Raw genomic sequence first — 15,273 nt, forward strand, 5'->3', positions numbered from 1 at the left:
GAACTATTCCAATGATGAATCGCCCCTGCATCCAATTCGCGGCGAATTCTAACAGAAAAAGAAAACGTTTGCGTAGGGGTTTTCCTACCACGTTACAAATAAAAAGCGGCGATAAAAAAATTCCCAATCGCCGCGCCTACATAGGCCATTTCAGCTACGAAAGGCACAGTTTTTTTAATGATTATACCGTCATCTTTCGGTTCCGGGGCACAGCATGCTGTGCCCCCTGCGGTTAACGTACGCCGTACGGCTTCACCTGACCGCTCAAGCCGCTGATAGAATTCAGCGCGGGCAGCGAAGACTGCAGTTTCTGTTTCGAGGCGTCTGGCCCGACATAAATCCGGGTGATCTGCCCCTGTACCGGCGTTGACGGCACGGTAAAGGCACGATAGCCGGACAACCTCAGCGACGCCACCACCTCATTGACCTTGGCGGCGTTCTTCAGCGCCCCGAGCTGCACCACATATGCCTGCCCTGCCGGCGCTTTCTCTTCCGCCGGTTTCTGCACGGGTGCAGGTTCAGGCTTCGGTGTCGGCGTAGGCTCCGGTTTCGGCTCTGGCTTAGGTTCAGGTTTCACCACCGGCTTCACTTCCACCGGTTTCGGCTGCTGCACCGGTTTTGGTTTCACTTCCACCGGCTTGGTCTCAACCGGTTTCGGTTTCGGCTGCTGTACCGGTCGGGTTTCAACCGGCGGCGGCGTAACCTGGGTCGGCTGCTGAGCCGGCTGGCGGATGGCCTGCTGCGTCGCCGCTTCATTGGCAGCCTGCTGCTCCACCATCGCGCCCGCACCTTCCGGCGGTTGGGCCGGCAACGTCTGGCTTACCGGCGGCACCACGTCGTTTTCTTCCACATCACCGGCCTTCGGCACCAAAGGGATGGCGGCGAACTCGTCCTCATAATGTTTCTTTTTACCGTCCAGCAGCCCTGGCAGGATAATCACCCCCAGCGCAACCAAAATGACGGTACCGACCAATCGGTTTTGAAATTTACTTGCCACTCACACTCCCCGCATCTCGTCTAACGCCGCCATTACCTGTGCAACGGTGTGGAACGATCCACAGACGATCACAATATCCTGAATATCAGCGTCCTGCATAGCCTGACGCCAGGCAGTTTCGACATCGGCGAACTGCCGCGGTTCCGTCAAATGTTGTGCCAACTGCTCGGCGCTGGCACCGCGCGGCCCTTCCAGCGGCGCACAATACCACTCATCGACCTGCTCACTCAGACAGGCCAGCGTACCGGCGATGTCTTTGTCCGACAGCATGCCCACCACCGCGCGCACTTTACCGCCATTGCGCGGCAGCGTCGCCAGACGCCCGGCCAGATAACCGGCTGCGTGTGGGTTATGCGCGACATCGAGGATCAACATCGGATCGCGGCGCACAATCTGGAAGCGCCCAGGCAACGTCGCCTGCTGCAGACCGGCGAAGATCGCACGTTCATCGATTTCCAGCGCAGAAAAATGCAGCGCCGCCAACGCCGTCGCGGCATTCGCCAGCGGCACATTTGGCATCGGCAAGTCGGTCAGCAAGGTGCCACCGCCCTCCCACTGCCAGCGTTCGCCCTGTTCGCTGAAGGTCCAGGCGTCGCCGCGACGATACAGCTGCGCCCCCAGCGTGTCAGCCACCTGCTGAATGGTCACCGGCATATCCGGTTCACCCACCACCGCAGGTTTACCACCACGGAAAATACCGGCCTTTTCGCGGCCAATGCTTTCGCGATCGCTGCCCAGCCAGTCGGTATGATCCAGCGCGATGCTGGTTACCACCGCCACGCTCGGATCGACGATATTGGTTGCGTCCAGGCGGCCGCCCAGGCCCACTTCCAGGATCACCACGTCAAGCTTAGCCTGTTTGAACAGCTGCAACGCCGACAGGGTGCCAAATTCGAAGTAAGTCAGTGAGGTTTCGCCCCGGCCCGCTTCAATGGCGGCAAACGAACGGCTGTGTTCGGCCTCGCTCAGCTCATCGCCTTGAATGCGCACACGCTCGGTGTAGCGCACCAGGTGCGGCGAGCTGTAGACGCCGACGCGCAGACCGGCCGCCATCAAAATGGCTTCCAGGGTGCGGCAGGTGGTGCCTTTGCCGTTGGTACCGGCAACGGTGAACACCGTCGGTGCAGGGGTGAGTAAATCAAGATGCGCTGCAACGCGCTGTACGCGTTCCAGGCCGAGTTCGATCGCCTGGCTGTGCAGACGCTCAAGATAGAAAAGCCACGAGCTCAATGGCGACGTGGCTTGGGGAATTTGGTGGTTTTGCATGAGTCCCGTCACTGAACTTGGGTTCATTAATCCATCAGGGCACCACCCTCACCGCGGTAAAGGCGATGCTCTGCATGATACCCGTTGTCTTCCAAGCGTCGGAATGGACCGCTACGCTCAATCTACAAGGGTATTTCAACCGTCACTTAGCCACAAAATGACGGTTGAAACCCGCGAGACCTGCGCCGCGCGGGTGACTTATCAGCCTCAGGCGTCGGCCTGACTTTCCTGCCCGGCCACCGGCGCTACCTCATCGAAATGCGGCTGCGGCTGGTTGGTCAGCTTGGAAAGGATACTCGCCAAGGTCTGGCGCATTTCCGGGCGACGCACGATCATGTCGATCGCGCCTTTCTCAATCAGGAACTCACTGCGCTGGAAGCCCGGCGGCAGTTTTTCACGCACCGTCTGCTCGATGACGCGTGGGCCGGCAAAGCCGATCAGCGCCTTCGGCTCGGCGATATTGATATCGCCCAGCATGGCCAGACTGGCGGAAACGCCCCCCATGGTCGGGTCGGTCAGCACCGAAATGTACGGCAGACCGCGCTCCTGCAATTTTGCCAACGCTGCGCTGGTTTTCGCCATCTGCATCAGCGACATCAGCGCTTCTTGCATACGGGCGCCGCCACTGGCAGAGAAACACACCAGCGGACAGTTGTCTTCCAGCGCCTGCTCAACCGCACGAACAAAACGCGCGCCGACCACAGACGACATGGAGCCGCCGATGAAGGCGAATTCGAATGAAGCGGCAACGATCGGCATACCGTACAGCGTGCCTTTCATCACCACCAATGCATCTTTTTCACCGGTCGCTTTCTGCGCGGCAACCAGGCGATCCTTATACTTCTTGGAATCCTTGAACTTCAGAACGTCTTTCGGCTCCAGTTCGCTGCCCAGCTCCACTTCACTACCTTCATCAAGCAGGGTATGCAGACGCATACGCGCGGTCATGCGCATGTGGTGGTCGCATTTCGGGCACACTTCCAGATTACGCTCCAGCTCGGCGCGGTAGAGAACCTGGCCGCAGCTATCGCATTTGGTCCAAACCCCTTCAGGAATACTCGCCTTACGGGTTTGGGTAATATTGCTCTTGTTAAGAATTCGTTCAATCCAGCTCATCGATGACCTTTCTGTTTGAACCTGGCAGACGCCAGTCCGCAGTTCATGCTTTAACAATCCCCCCGAAAACAAACCCAATGAAAAAGTGCCCGAGCAAAACGCGACTAGCGCGCGACAGAGGCACTGGTTTCAAGGTTGTTAACAGGAACAGACCATAAATGTCGCTCATTAAACCATATCGGCCCGACACTGTGGATAAAAAACTGGTCGAACCGACAGGTTGAGCGATGTTTTTACTGTTTTTGCTGGCGGGCAGCCGCGCGCTTGTGGCGCCAAATTTCAATGATGCCCGGCAGAATTGAAACAATGATGATAGCCACGATCAACAGTTTCAGGTTTTCCTGCACGATCGGCAAGTCGCCGAAAAGGTAACCAGCATAGGTGAACAGCAGCACCCAAACCAGTGCGCCAATCACGTTGTAGGCAGCAAAATGGCGATAGGACATATGCCCCATACCGGCAACGAACGGCGCAAAAGTACGCACGATCGGCACAAATCGCGCCAGAATGATCGTCTTCCCGCCGTGTTTTTCATAAAACTGGTGGGTTTTATCCAGGTAGCTGCGGCGAAAGATTTTCGAATTCGGGTTACTGAACAGCTTTTCCCCGAACAACCGCCCAATAGTGTAGTTCACCGCATCCCCGAGTATCGCCGCGCCGATCATCAACGCCACCATGGTGTGCACATTCAGATCGTTGGTCGGCAATGCCGCCAGCGCCCCTGCAACAAACAGCAGAGAATCCCCCGGCAGGAAAGGCGTCACCACCAGGCCGGTTTCGCAAAACAGGATCAGGAACAAAATACCGTACACCCACATACCGTATTGCGCCACCAGCTCGGCCAGATGCACGTCAATATGCAGAATAAAATCAATCACAAACTTGATGATGTCCATAGGTTCTCTCTTTGACCGGGTGTCTCACCCACCCGGCAGGTACACAAGGGAGCAACGCGTCAGTCGCGCCGGCGTTTAATCGTCGGGTAAAAACAGTGGCCCCATCGGTGGCCGGGGTAAAGCAAAGTGCTCAGGATAATCAACGCTCACCAGGTATAACCCTTCGGCCCGCGCCGTAGCCGCAGCCAGATTGCGATCCTTCAGCGCCAGCAACTCGGCCATCCAGTTCTCGTCCTGATTGCCGCAGCCAATTTCCATCAGGCTACCGACAATGTTGCGAACCATATGATGCACAAAGGCATTCGCCTTGATATCTACCACAATATATTCACCGTGGCGCGTAACCTTAACGTGTTTTACGTTACGCCAGGGAGTACGCGACTGGCATTGCACGGCGCGAAACGACGTAAAGTCGTTCTCGCCCAGCAGCGCCTGCGCCGCCCTTTCCATCCGGTCGGCATCCAGCGGGTGATAAAAATGGGTCATCCCCTGCTGCAATACCGCTGGGCGGTAGCGGTGATTATAAATAATGTAGCGGTAACGGCGCGCGGTGGCGCTGAAACGCGCATGGAAATCTTCAGGCACGCCGGTTACCCAGCGCACGGCGATATCCGGCGGCAGATGGGTGTTGACCCCCATCGTCCAGGCGGCGTCCTTGCGCTGCGCGGTGGTTTCAAAATGCACCACCTGACCGGTAGCGTGCACCCCGGCGTCGGTACGTCCGGCGCACAGCACGTTGATCGGCGCATTGGCCACCTTGCTCAAGGCCTGTTCCAGACAGGCCTGCACGCTGGCCACTTCCTGCTGACGCTGCCAGCCATAATAATGGCTGCCGTCATATTCAATCCCCAGCGCGATTTTCAGGATCGGCTGGGTGGGCAAAACAACCTCTGACATCAGTACATCTGCTCCTGCACCAGACGCTCTGCGGTTTCGATAGCCATCAGCGCACCACCGAAGCGTACGTTGTCGGCGACCGACCAGAACTGCAGAATTTCAGGAATGCCGTAGTCATTGCGCAAGCAGCCCAGGCTAAGCGCATCGCTGCCGGAAGCTTCAGTGACCTGAGTCGGATAGTCGTCTTCTTCGCTCAGTTGGATATCGTCTACCTGCTCCAGCTCGCTGCGCGCTTCTTCCGCAGAAATTGGGCGCAGCGCTTCCAGATGCACCACCTGCGCATGGCCGTAAAACACCGGCGACTGCACGCAGCTCACCGAGATCGGCAGCCCTTCGTCCTGCAGCACTTTACGCACCTGGTCGACGATCAACCGTTCCTCGCGCACGCTGCCCTGCTCGTCGGTCATCAACGGCAGCAGGTTGAACGCCAGCTGCTTGGCAAACACGCCCGGCTCGGCCGGAATGCCATTCAGCAGGCGCGCACTCTGACCGGCCAAATCGTCTACCGCCACTTTTCCGCGGGCAGAGACCGACATCAGGGTGGTGACGTGCAGACGGGAAAGCCCGGCCTGTTCGGTCAAAGGTTTGATGGCCGTCAGCAGTTGGCTGACCATGCTGTCGGCCACGGCGACGATATTACGATTACGGTAATCCGCCAGCACCTGCGGGTTAACCCCCGGTACCACCAGCGGAACGTCCGGCTCCAGCGCAAACAGGCCACTGGTGTCGATCACCAGGCAGCCCATATTGCCGGCTTCTTCCGCATAGCGGGCCGAGGCTTCGCTACCGGCGACGAAGAACGCCAATTGGGCCTGTGACCAGTCGAATTCTTCCGCTTTTTGCACCAGAACCGATTTGCCATTGAAGCGCACCGTGGCACCGGCACTGCGTTCGCTGGCCAAAGGATAGAGTTCGCCCACCGGGAACTGGCGTTCCTGTAACAATTCCAGCAACGCTTCACCTACCGCGCCAGTGGCGCCAAGCAGAGCGATATTCCAGCCGTCAGACATTGGGTTTCTCCAGAGTATTTTTCAAATGCAGATGGGCGACTGATTCGCCGCCCTGATAACAAAATTAGTCACTGTTGCTTAAGAAAGCCTTACGCGATCGAAAAGCCCAGCTTGTGCAGCAGCTCCGCACTGGCGCTATCATCACACTGGACGCGTAATGAAGACCATTCACGGCGCTCCTGATAATGTTTGCGCAGACGATCAAACTCGCCCGGTTGCCCGGCCACTTTACGCAGCGGCGCGTCGTCGCGGCGCACATCATACACCAAGTGCATCAATCGTTTTAATTTGCCTTCGTCCAGTGGCCCATTGAGCTGGATCTGACTGAACTCAGGCACCGGCAACAATGAGGCCAGTTCGATCTGCTGCGGCTGTCCCAGGTGGCGGCTGAAGGCCTCGAAGACCTGCGTCGTGCCGCGCGCCTTGCCCTCCAGCGTGTAACCGGCGATATGCGCGGTACCGATATCGACCCGCGCCAGCAGCGGCAGAGACAGCTCCGGCTCCGGTTCCCACACGTCCAGCACCGTGCTCAGCTTTTTGCCTTTTTCCAGCGCCTGCAACAGCGCCGCGTTGTCGACTACCGGACCGCGGCAAGCGTTGATCAGAATGCGATTCTCCGGCAGTGCCGCCAGCAGTTCGGCGTCAGCCAAATGCAGTGAATGATAAGGGCCGGATTTATTGAGCGGCGTATGGAAGGTCAGCACGTCAGCTTCCGCCACCAGCTTCTCCAATGGCCAGAACTCGCCGCTGTCACCACGATCGGCACGCGGCGGATCGCACAGTAAGGTACGCACGCCCAGGGCTTTCAAACGGGCATCCAGCCGTGAACCTACGTTGCCGACGCCGATAATGCCGACGGTTTTATCGCGCAGGTGAAAACCGTCACGTTCAGCCAGCAACATCAGCGCGGAGAAGACATATTCCACCACGGCAATGGCGTTGCACCCCGGTGCCGCAGAAAAACCTATGCCCTGCTGTTGCAGCCAGGCGTCGTCTACGTGATCGGTGCCAGCTGTCGCGGTGCCGACAAAACCAATGCGGGTGCCGGCCAGCAGCGCTTCATTCACTTTGGTCACCGAGCGCACCATCAACGCATCGGCATCCGCCAACGCATCACTCGGAATTGGGCGGCCAGGCACGGCCTGTACGTTCCCCAAGCGACTGAATAATTCAGTCGCGTACGGCATATTTTCATCAACCAGGATTTTCACTTGTTGCTCCGACGGTTTACGGCTATTTATACCCAAAATAATTGGCGCTGCATCAAGGCGGTAAGAGCAGGAGTCCCCAGAAGCTTACTCAAATAAGTGGCTGGGGTGAGTGCTCGCAGCCAACGCAGAGGCGGCGTCAAGTATGAAGAGTTATCTGGGAAATAGTGTGCCACTGAATCATGCCCGGCGAAAGCGCTCGGGGGTGGTGCCGGCGATTTGCTGAAACATGACGATAAACGCCGACGCAGAGCTATAGCCCACTTCCAGCGCAACCTCCTGTACGGTTTTACCCTGCTCCAACAGCGAAACAGCATGCAAAAAACGCAGGCGCTGACGCCATTCGCTAAACGACATCCCCAAGTCCTGCTGGCAGCGGCGCGACAGCGTGCGTTCAGTGGTGTAGACCCGAGTGGCCCAGATGGCGAGCGAGGTATTGTCCGACGGACAGTGCTCCAGGGCTTCCAACACCGGTGCCAAAAATTTGTCTTCGGAGGTCGGCAGATAAGTTTGCTGCACCGGTGAGACATGCAGTTGGTCGATCAACGCGCGGCACAGGCGTAAATCCTGTTTGCTTTGCGGGATGTATTGTTTGCGAGCGTAAAAATCTTCGGCAATGGCGCGGAAAATCGGGGTAACGCTGACCAGACAAGGTTCTTCCGGCAAACCGGCGCACAGCGGCAGCGCAATATCCACCATGCGACACTGCGCCAAGCGCTGGTTATAGCAGGAATGTTCAATCTCCGCCGGCGCCCACAACACAAATTCCGGCGGTGCCAAAAAGCGCTGGCCGCCGATACGCAGCACCATGACGCCAGCCTTTACCCACATCAACTGTCCCCAGCTGTGGCGATGTGGCTGGAACTCGGTACGCGCATTGAACTCTTCGCAGCGGAACTGCACCGGCCGCGGCGCCGGGATCAGCGCTTCGGGATAATGGCGGATTTCTGGCATGGTTTCGCCCCGTTACTTGTCTTGTTTGGCAGAAAATTTGTCTGAATATCGCTATATATAATAAACCGGACACGAGTAAACTAGCCAGCATGTTAGTCGTTAATGAGAATAATTATCATGAATATGCTCTTCCCTTTGCTGGCGGTTCTGATTTGGTCAATCAACGCCGTGGTCAGCAAACTCTCGGCCACCGCTATCGATCCGGCCGCGATCTCCTTCTACCGCTGGTTGCTGGCGCTGATCACCCTTACACCGTTCGTGCTGCCCGGCGTGATCCGCCATTGGTCGGCAATACGCACCAACTGGTGGAAATTGCTGGTTCTCGGCATGCTGGGCATGGTGCTGTATCAGAGTCTGGCCTATTACGCGGCACACAGCGTCAGCGCGCTGTTTATGGGCATTATTGTCTCACTGATCCCATTACTGACCATTCTGATCAGCATCGTGTTGTTGCGCGTCGCTCCCACCGTAGGTATTGCCATCGGCAGCCTGTTGTCTTTGGGCGGCTTGATCTGGCTGGTGAGTGCCGGTAACCCGGGCGAGTTGCTGCAGCACGGCATCGGCAAGGGGGAATTGATGATGTTCGCCGCCACCGCCTCTTATGCGCTGTACGGCGTGCTGACCAAACGTTGGGCGATTGCCCTGCCGAACTGGCAGTCGTTGTATGTGCAGATCCTGTTCGGCGTGGTGCTGTTACTGCCGAACTTCCTGATGGCACAAGACGTGTCTCTGACCAGCCAAAACATCCCGCTGGTGCTGTTTGCCGGCATTCCGGCCTCGATTGTCGCACCTTATCTGTGGATCCACGGCGTTATGCGTCTGGGGGCTAATACCGCGTCGATCTTTATGAACCTGGCACCGGTATTTACCGCCATCATTGCGGTGCTGTTCCTGCATGAACATCTGCACAGCTACCATCTGATCGGCGGCGGCATTACCCTGCTGGGCGTGATCCTGTCGCAGCGTCTGCGCACGCCGCTGGGGCGCAAGGCCAAACAAGCCGCGGAATGTCAGAGCTAAGATAACAATTGAAAACGCACCCGCACCAGCAGGCCACCCAGCGTGGCCGAGGTCAACAGCTCCGGGCGGGTGCCGTGATAACGGGTGATATCGCTGACCAGCGCCAGCCCTAACCCGGCACCGGGTTGATCACCCACGTTATCCAACCGATGAAACGGCTGCAGCGCCTGCGCGGTATCCTGTTGGGCAATGCCCGGGCCGCTGTCTTCAATTTCCAATATTCCCTCCCCGGCCTGCTTGTCCAGGGTTAAACGTGCGGTGACCGTGCCCTGATGCGGCGTATATTTCAGTGCGTTATCCAGCAAGTTGGCGCACAGTTCGGTTAGCAACAGCGTTTCTCCGCCGACCCAACAAACCGATTCTCCCTCGTACCCCAAATCGATGCGCTTGCTGCGGGCCTGGGGTAAACGTGAAAAACAGGCATCGCGCAGCACCTGCGCCAGGTTTACCGGCTGCAGTTGGCGATCGGCGTGATGCTCATGAGCTTTGAGCCGTGAGAGATAGAGCAAGCGATCGGTCAGCGCCACGGTGTTATCCAGCGTTGCGCTCATGGCCAGCAAGCTTTCCCGCCACTGCTCCGGCTTATCGCTGGCCAGCGCCACCCCCACCTGGGTTTTCAATACGGTTAACGGCGTGCGCAGCTGATGTGAAGCGTCGGCGCTAAAACGTTCCTGTCGTGCGACCATCACCCGCAGCCGTTCAATATAGCGGTTGAACGCCAGCAACAGCGGCTGCATTTCCGACCAGGGCAACACCATCGGCAACGGCGTCAGCTCACCCGGGTCACGCCGCAGCATAATGCCGGAAAGCTTGCGCATCGGCTTAAGCACCCGCTTGAGCAACGCAAAGGCCAGGATCATGGTCAGCACAACCACGGTTCCCTGGCTGAGCAAAGCGGAAAGCATCATCTGCCTTGCCAGATAGCGGCGCGACTCCAGGGTTTCCGCCACCAGAATGGTGGCCATGCCCATCACTCCGGATTCGTTTACCGGCTGGTACAGGGCAGCGACGCGGATCGGCCGGCCGCGATATTCGGCGTCATAGAAATGCACCAGCGCCGGGTACAGGCTTGAGCGCAAAATATGCGGCGGCATCGTCGGTAGATCGTCATAGCCGGAGATACTTACGCCCTGCGGGGAGATCACTTCGTAGTAAAGCTGATCGTTCATGTTGCGCTCAAAGCTGTCGAGCACAACGTAGGGCACATCCGCCTCAAGCCGGCCATTTCGCACCACCAACCGTTCCGCCACGGTACGCGCTGACGCCAGCAACGTGCGATCGTAAGCCAGCGTAGCGGCATTCATCGCGCTGAAGTAGTGGGTATAAATCGAGATACCGCCTAACACCAGCAGCGGCAGGCCAAAAAACAACAGCAGTTGATAAAACAGCGATTGCGGCGCGTTAAACCACCTCATTGCAAAGCTCCAGGCTGTAGCCCAGACCGCGCAGAGTGATAATCGCCACGTTGCTGCCCTGCAGTTTTTTTCGCAGCCGGTGGACATAGAGTTCGATGCTTTCCGGATTGGCCTCGTCGGCCAAAGTAAACACCTGTTCAAACAACTGCTGTTTGGCCACCGGCCGACCACGGCGATGGATCAACGCGGTCAGCACCGCCAGTTCACGCGGCGTCAATTGCAGAGGTTTGTCGTCCAGCTGAAAATAGCCTTCATCGTGATAGGTCAGCGCACCGTATTGCAGCGCCTGCTGGGTCACGCCAACGCTGCGGCGCAGCAACGCCCGAATGCGCGCCTCCAACTCATCCAGTTCGAAAGGCTTGGTGAGATAATCGTCGGCCCCCAGGTTCAACCCTTTAACCCGATCGGCGACGTCGGTTCTGGCCGTCAGCAACAGCACCGGTAAATCCTGCCCTCGCTTGCGCAGACGGGCCAGCAGATCCAGCCCGTTCAGCCGCGGTAACGCCACGTCCAGCACCACCAGCGCATAGGATTCGTTTAACAACAAATGATCGGCCGCCAGCCCGTCCGGCGCGACGTCGACGGCAAAACCGACGCCGGTTAACGCCTTTTGCAGCCAATGGGATAACTCGGGATGATCCTCAACCAATAACAGACGCATGTTTCCATTCCATTGATTTTTCTATGCCCGCAGGCCGAATACTGAGCGATGACGTCAGCATCCGACTTATTGTCAATTAACATCTTTATAACAGCAGGATGGCACGGAAGACGCAGTGATAGAAGGGTTGCCCCCATTCAGTTTTGGGAGCTGGAACACAATTGCGACACGGAATAAACCCTGAGCCGCCGGCAACAGGGCTAATTCGTTTAGCCAGCCACTACATTGCGATTTCGCAGTCGGCCAGGGCGATATCCAGTACCGGTTTCAATTTGGTGGGGGTAAACGGTGGGGAAACCAGTACCGAGCGATTGTTTGTGGTGAAAACCAGATCAATACCGGTAATACAGGCCGTCATTTGGCAGGCATATTTTTCATTTTTCCGATTCGAAAAATGCAGTTCAAAAACGCCGATATCTGCACGCAGGCGCTTCAGTCGGCAATGGCCTTCTTCCCCAACAGTCTCGGCATAAGCCGCGGGCAACATCTTGATGGCACTAACTTTATTGCTGTCCTTGCTGCCGAATAACTTCCCTAATGAAAACATAATACCGCACCTTCATTCATTTTATTTTTCGGCATTTTATCGCAAGAAAGAACGACCAAAACTGACATTACGCAGGCTTTAAGCAGGTTTTACGGGCTGTTATTCCCCTGTCGTATGTGTTAGCCGGCGGGCAATCAGGACGATGCTCAGTCGTGTAATTCTCGCTAACAGGAGACACGTATCACATCCCGGAAACTTTTCCCTCGGTTGAAAGGTAAATGAAAGGTTGTTGATTTAACAATCCAGCAACCCGTATCGGCGGGGATCCACACCGACTGAAAAAATACCTTGGGGAAAGCAATGAAAAAAATAATCACCCGCACACTGACCGCTACCGCTCTGCTGCTGGCCACCCATCAGGCTTTTGCCCTGGAAGCGCCGAAACGCACCGAATGTATCGCTCCTGCCAAGCCTGGCGGGGGATTTGACCTGACCTGCAAGCTGATCCAGGTCTCGTTGCAAGAAACTAAAGCCATCGACAAACCGATGCGCGTGACCTATATGCCCGGCGGCGTCGGTGCGGTGGCTTACAACGCCATCGTGGCTCAGCGCCCGGCGGAATTCGGCACGGTAGTCGCCTTCTCCGGCGGCTCGCTGCTGAATCTGTCACAGGGAAAATTCGGCCGTTACAACGTCGATGACGTCAAATGGTTGGCCGCTGTCGGCACCGACTACGGCATGATCGCCGTGCGTGCCGACTCACCGTACAAAACCCTGAAAGACCTGATGAACGCCTTCCAAAAAGATCCCAACAGCGTGGTGTTCGGCGCAGGCGCTTCTATCGGTAGCCAGGACTGGATGAAAACCGCCCTGCTGGCGCGCGAAGTCGGCGTCGATCCCCACAAGATGCGTTACGTGGCGTTCGAAGGCGGCGGCGAGCCTGTTACTGCTCTGCTCGGCAACCACATCCAGGCAGTTTCCGGCGATCTGAGCGAAATGGTGCCTTACCTGCAGGGCGACAAAATTCGCGTGCTGGCGGTGTATTCCGAACAGCGCCTGCCGGGTCAGTTAGCCGATGTTCCGACCGCCAAAGAGCAAGGGTTCAATCTGGTCTGGCCGATCATTCGCGGCTTCTACGTTGGCCCGAAGGTCACGGAAGAGGAGTACCAGTGGTGGCTCGATACCTTCAAGAAAATGATGGCGACCGAGGAATTCAAGCAACAGCGCGATCTGCGCGGCCTGTTTGAATTCGACCTGACCGGCAAAGAATTGGACGCCTACGTGAAAAACCAGGTCAATCAGTACCGCGAACAGGCCAAAGTTTTCGGTCTGGCAAAATAACCGGGGGCATACCATGAGCGATCGCATTTTTGCCGGATTCTGGCTGCTGCTGTGCATCGGCGGCCTGTTTATCGGCTGGGGTATCCAGAGTGAATACAGCTATGAACCACTGGGTCCGCGGCCCTTCCCACTGGCTATCCTCAGCCTGATGGCGCTGTGTGCGGCACTGCTGCTGTTGAACAAACCTCAAGCCGTTGAATGGCCGCATAACAAGGTGATGCAACGTCTGCTGGTGCTGGTGATCACGCTGGTGCTGTACGCCTGGGGCTTCGAGTGGCTGGGCTTTCCGCTAGCAACCGCACTGCTGACCTTCAGCATTGGCCTGCTGTTCCAGGCCAGCCTGATAGCGGCGTTGGTGTCTGGCGCGATCATGGGCGTTGCGCTCTATTACGCCTTTGACCGCTTACTTGATGTGACACTGCCACTCGGCGTTTGGCTGAGCTAACGGGGGCGATGATGGAAACCTGGATGTATTTGTCTCAAGGGTTCGAGGTGGCGCTGGTGCCCCAGAACCTGATTATCGCCCTGATCGGTTGCTTCGTCGGCACCATTGTCGGCCTGCTACCGGGTCTGGGGCCGATCAACGGCGTGGCGATCCTGCTGCCGCTGGCGTTTGCCCTCAAATTACCGGCCGAGTCGGCACTGATCTTGCTGGCGACGGTGTATATCGGCTGCGAGTACGGCGGCCGCATCTCCTCGATATTGCTCAACGTACCGGGAGACGCTGCTGCGATCATGACCGCACTGGACGGTTACCCCATGGCACAACAAGGCCGTGCCGGCGTCGCGCTGTCGATTTCGGCGGTCAGCTCCTTTGTCGGTTCGATGATTGCCATCGGCGGGATCATTCTGTTTGCCCCGCTGCTGGCCCGTTGGTCACTGGCATTTGGTCCGGCAGAATATTTCGCCCTGATGGTGTTCGCTATCGCCTGCCTGGGCAGCATGATGAGCCAAAACCCGTTGAAATCGCTGCTGGCGGCGCTGATTGGTCTGGGGCTGGCAACGGTCGGGGTGGACGCCAATACCGGCGTTTATCGTTTCACCTTCGACAGCGTCCACCTCTCCGATGGCGTGCAATTTATCGTGGTGGTGATTGGCCTGTTCTCGGTCAGTGAAATCTTGCTGATGCTCGAAAGCACCAGCGCTGGGCAAAAACTGGTGCGTAAGACCGGCCGCCTGCTGTTTAACCGTAAAGAGGCCGCCGAGTGCGTGGGCCCCACGCTGCGTTCTTCGGTGATCGGTTTCTTCGTCGGCATTCTGCCGGGTGCCGGGGCCACCATCGCCAGCGCCCTGACTTACATGACCGAAAAGAAGATCAGCGGCAACAGTGAAACCTTCGGCAAAGGGGATATCCGCGGCGTTGCTGCGCCCGAAGCGGCCAATAACGCCTCGGCCTGCGGTTCGTTCATTCCGATGCTGACGCTGGGCGTACCGGGTTCCGGCACCACAGCGGTAATGATGGGGGCACTGACGCTGTACAACATCACGCCAGGTCCGGCAATGTTCACCGAACAGCCGGATATTGTCTGGGGGCTGATTGCCGCGCTACTGATTGCCAACGTGATCCTGCTGATCATGAACCTGCCGTTGGTGGGCCTGTTTACCCGCATGCTGACCATCCCTTTGTGGTTCCTGGTACCGGCGATTGCCGCGGTGTCGGCGGTCGGCGTTTACGCGGTACACAGTACCACCTTTGACCTGCTATTGATGGTTGGGCTGGGGGTGTTTGGTTACATACTGAGGAAGATGCACTTCCCGATGTCACCGCTGATCCTGGGCTTCGTTCTGGGAGAAATGCTGGAGCAAAACCTGCGCCGCGCGCTGTCGATCAGCAACGGTGAGTTCAGCATCCTGTGGGGTAGTGGCATCGCGCAAACGCTGCTGGTGCTGGCGGTATCCGTGTTGGTGCTGCCGCTACTGTTGCGCAGGGTACGCAAACGCCGCCTGATGGCGGAAGCGGCCAAGGCCGAATAAGTAAAAGGGCGGAGTATTAACTCCGCCCTTT

15 protein-coding genes are annotated in these 15,273 nt (G+C 57.6%); 4 read left to right on the plus strand and 11 right to left on the minus strand.

The annotated features are described in order from the left end of the window. Nucleotides 1-232: 232 nt before the first annotated feature. The 8 genes from dedD to AAZT04_RS13360 form a co-directional block, all read right to left on the minus strand. A complete protein-coding gene (dedD, locus tag AAZT04_RS13325) occupies nt 233-997 on the minus strand; it encodes a cell division protein DedD (RefSeq protein WP_048763008.1) in 765 nt (254 codons plus the stop codon). Continuing rightward, nucleotides 998-2,263, minus strand: a complete 1,266-nt coding sequence (gene folC / locus AAZT04_RS13330; protein ID WP_116690063.1) for a bifunctional tetrahydrofolate synthase/dihydrofolate synthase — start codon at nt 2,261-2,263, stop codon at nt 998-1,000. 207 nt (nt 2,264-2,470) lie between these two features. Next, entirely contained in the window at nt 2,471-3,379 is a 909-nt protein-coding gene (accD, locus tag AAZT04_RS13335) for an acetyl-CoA carboxylase, carboxyltransferase subunit beta (protein ID WP_020827872.1), read from the minus strand. 233 nt (nt 3,380-3,612) lie between these two features. Then, entirely contained in the window at nt 3,613-4,275 is a 663-nt protein-coding gene (locus AAZT04_RS13340) for a DedA family protein (RefSeq protein ID WP_020827873.1), read from the minus strand. 75 nt (nt 4,276-4,350) lie between these two features. Beyond that, nucleotides 4,351-5,172 carry a tRNA pseudouridine(38-40) synthase TruA gene (gene truA, locus AAZT04_RS13345; RefSeq protein WP_129983426.1) on the minus strand — a complete coding sequence of 274 codons (822 nt, stop codon included), beginning with the start codon at nt 5,170-5,172 and terminating at the stop codon, nt 4,351-4,353. Further along, a complete protein-coding gene (locus AAZT04_RS13350; RefSeq protein ID WP_046373047.1) occupies nt 5,172-6,182 on the minus strand; it encodes an aspartate-semialdehyde dehydrogenase in 1,011 nt (336 codons plus the stop codon). Before AAZT04_RS13350 ends, truA begins: the two co-directional genes overlap by 1 nt. An 89-nt stretch (nt 6,183-6,271) precedes the next feature. Continuing rightward, a complete protein-coding gene (gene pdxB / locus AAZT04_RS13355; protein ID WP_048763003.1) occupies nt 6,272-7,393 on the minus strand; it encodes a 4-phosphoerythronate dehydrogenase PdxB in 1,122 nt (373 codons plus the stop codon). A 177-nt stretch (nt 7,394-7,570) separates the two neighbouring features. After that, nucleotides 7,571-8,344: an AraC family transcriptional regulator gene (locus AAZT04_RS13360; RefSeq protein WP_149572623.1), complete on the minus strand. Its 774-nt coding sequence runs from the start codon at nt 8,342-8,344 to the stop codon at nt 7,571-7,573. Between the two features lie 117 nt (nt 8,345-8,461). On the opposite strand from AAZT04_RS13360, the gene AAZT04_RS13365 reads away from it, so the two are divergent. Further along, a complete protein-coding gene (locus tag AAZT04_RS13365) occupies nt 8,462-9,364 on the plus strand; it encodes a DMT family transporter (RefSeq protein WP_046373044.1) in 903 nt (300 codons plus the stop codon). Here the strand turns inward: AAZT04_RS13365 and AAZT04_RS13370 are convergent. The 3 genes from AAZT04_RS13370 to AAZT04_RS13380 form a co-directional block, all read right to left on the minus strand. Then, nucleotides 9,361-10,779 carry a sensor histidine kinase gene (locus tag AAZT04_RS13370; protein ID WP_020827879.1) on the minus strand — a complete coding sequence of 473 codons (1,419 nt, stop codon included), beginning with the start codon at nt 10,777-10,779 and terminating at the stop codon, nt 9,361-9,363. The genes AAZT04_RS13365 and AAZT04_RS13370 overlap by 4 nt on opposite strands. Continuing rightward, nucleotides 10,766-11,440, minus strand: a complete 675-nt coding sequence (tctD, locus tag AAZT04_RS13375; RefSeq protein ID WP_020827880.1) for a transcriptional regulator TctD — start codon at nt 11,438-11,440, stop codon at nt 10,766-10,768. The genes AAZT04_RS13370 and tctD overlap by 14 nt, the downstream gene beginning before the upstream one ends. A 220-nt stretch (nt 11,441-11,660) precedes the next feature. Then, the gene (locus AAZT04_RS13380; RefSeq protein WP_116690058.1) at nt 11,661-11,987 is read right to left on the minus strand and encodes a hypothetical protein; all 327 of its coding nucleotides are present in this window, start codon (nt 11,985-11,987) and stop codon (nt 11,661-11,663) included. Nucleotides 11,988-12,287: 300 nt separating this feature from the next. On the opposite strand from AAZT04_RS13380, the gene AAZT04_RS13385 reads away from it, so the two are divergent. Genes AAZT04_RS13385 through AAZT04_RS13395 form a run of 3 tightly spaced genes read left to right on the plus strand, consistent with a single transcriptional unit; the run spans nt 12,288 to nt 15,242 of the window. After that, a complete protein-coding gene (locus tag AAZT04_RS13385) occupies nt 12,288-13,268 on the plus strand; it encodes a Bug family tripartite tricarboxylate transporter substrate binding protein (RefSeq protein WP_020827882.1) in 981 nt (326 codons plus the stop codon). Between the two features lie 13 nt (nt 13,269-13,281). Further along, nucleotides 13,282-13,713 (plus strand): tripartite tricarboxylate transporter TctB family protein, encoded by a 432-nt coding sequence (locus AAZT04_RS13390; RefSeq protein WP_020827883.1) that lies wholly within the window; start codon nt 13,282-13,284, stop codon nt 13,711-13,713. Nucleotides 13,714-13,724: 11 nt separating this feature from the next. After that, a complete protein-coding gene (locus AAZT04_RS13395) occupies nt 13,725-15,242 on the plus strand; it encodes a tripartite tricarboxylate transporter permease (RefSeq protein WP_046373040.1) in 1,518 nt (505 codons plus the stop codon). The last annotated feature ends 31 nt before the right edge of the window (nt 15,243-15,273 follow it).

Origin of the sequence: Serratia sp. Je.1.23.a (genome assembly GCF_051129805.1) — a bacterium.
Classification (GTDB): Bacteria; Pseudomonadota; Gammaproteobacteria; order Enterobacterales; family Enterobacteriaceae; genus Serratia; species Serratia liquefaciens.

What these genes read in the sequence shown, in the direction of transcription:
- folC (WP_116690063.1), bottom strand. Translation starts at nt 2,263, where the DNA reads ATGCAAAACCACCAAATTCCCCAAGCCACGTCGCCATTGAGCTCGTGG.
- accD (WP_020827872.1), bottom strand. Translation starts at nt 3,379, where the DNA reads ATGAGCTGGATTGAACGAATTCTTAACAAGAGCAATATTACCCAAACC.
- AAZT04_RS13340 (WP_020827873.1), bottom strand. Translation starts at nt 4,275, where the DNA reads ATGGACATCATCAAGTTTGTGATTGATTTTATTCTGCATATTGACGTG.
- truA (WP_129983426.1), bottom strand. Translation starts at nt 5,172, where the DNA reads ATGTCAGAGGTTGTTTTGCCCACCCAGCCGATCCTGAAAATCGCGCTG.
- AAZT04_RS13350 (WP_046373047.1), bottom strand. Translation starts at nt 6,182, where the DNA reads ATGTCTGACGGCTGGAATATCGCTCTGCTTGGCGCCACTGGCGCGGTA.
- AAZT04_RS13360 (WP_149572623.1), bottom strand. Translation starts at nt 8,344, where the DNA reads ATGCCAGAAATCCGCCATTATCCCGAAGCGCTGATCCCGGCGCCGCGG.
- AAZT04_RS13365 (WP_046373044.1), top strand. Translation starts at nt 8,462, where the DNA reads ATGAATATGCTCTTCCCTTTGCTGGCGGTTCTGATTTGGTCAATCAAC.
- AAZT04_RS13370 (WP_020827879.1), bottom strand. Translation starts at nt 10,779, where the DNA reads ATGAGGTGGTTTAACGCGCCGCAATCGCTGTTTTATCAACTGCTGTTG.
- tctD (WP_020827880.1), bottom strand. Translation starts at nt 11,440, where the DNA reads ATGCGTCTGTTATTGGTTGAGGATCATCCCGAGTTATCCCATTGGCTG.
- AAZT04_RS13380 (WP_116690058.1), bottom strand. Translation starts at nt 11,987, where the DNA reads ATGTTTTCATTAGGGAAGTTATTCGGCAGCAAGGACAGCAATAAAGTT.
- AAZT04_RS13385 (WP_020827882.1), top strand. Translation starts at nt 12,288, where the DNA reads ATGAAAAAAATAATCACCCGCACACTGACCGCTACCGCTCTGCTGCTG.
- AAZT04_RS13390 (WP_020827883.1), top strand. Translation starts at nt 13,282, where the DNA reads ATGAGCGATCGCATTTTTGCCGGATTCTGGCTGCTGCTGTGCATCGGC.
- AAZT04_RS13395 (WP_046373040.1), top strand. Translation starts at nt 13,725, where the DNA reads ATGGAAACCTGGATGTATTTGTCTCAAGGGTTCGAGGTGGCGCTGGTG.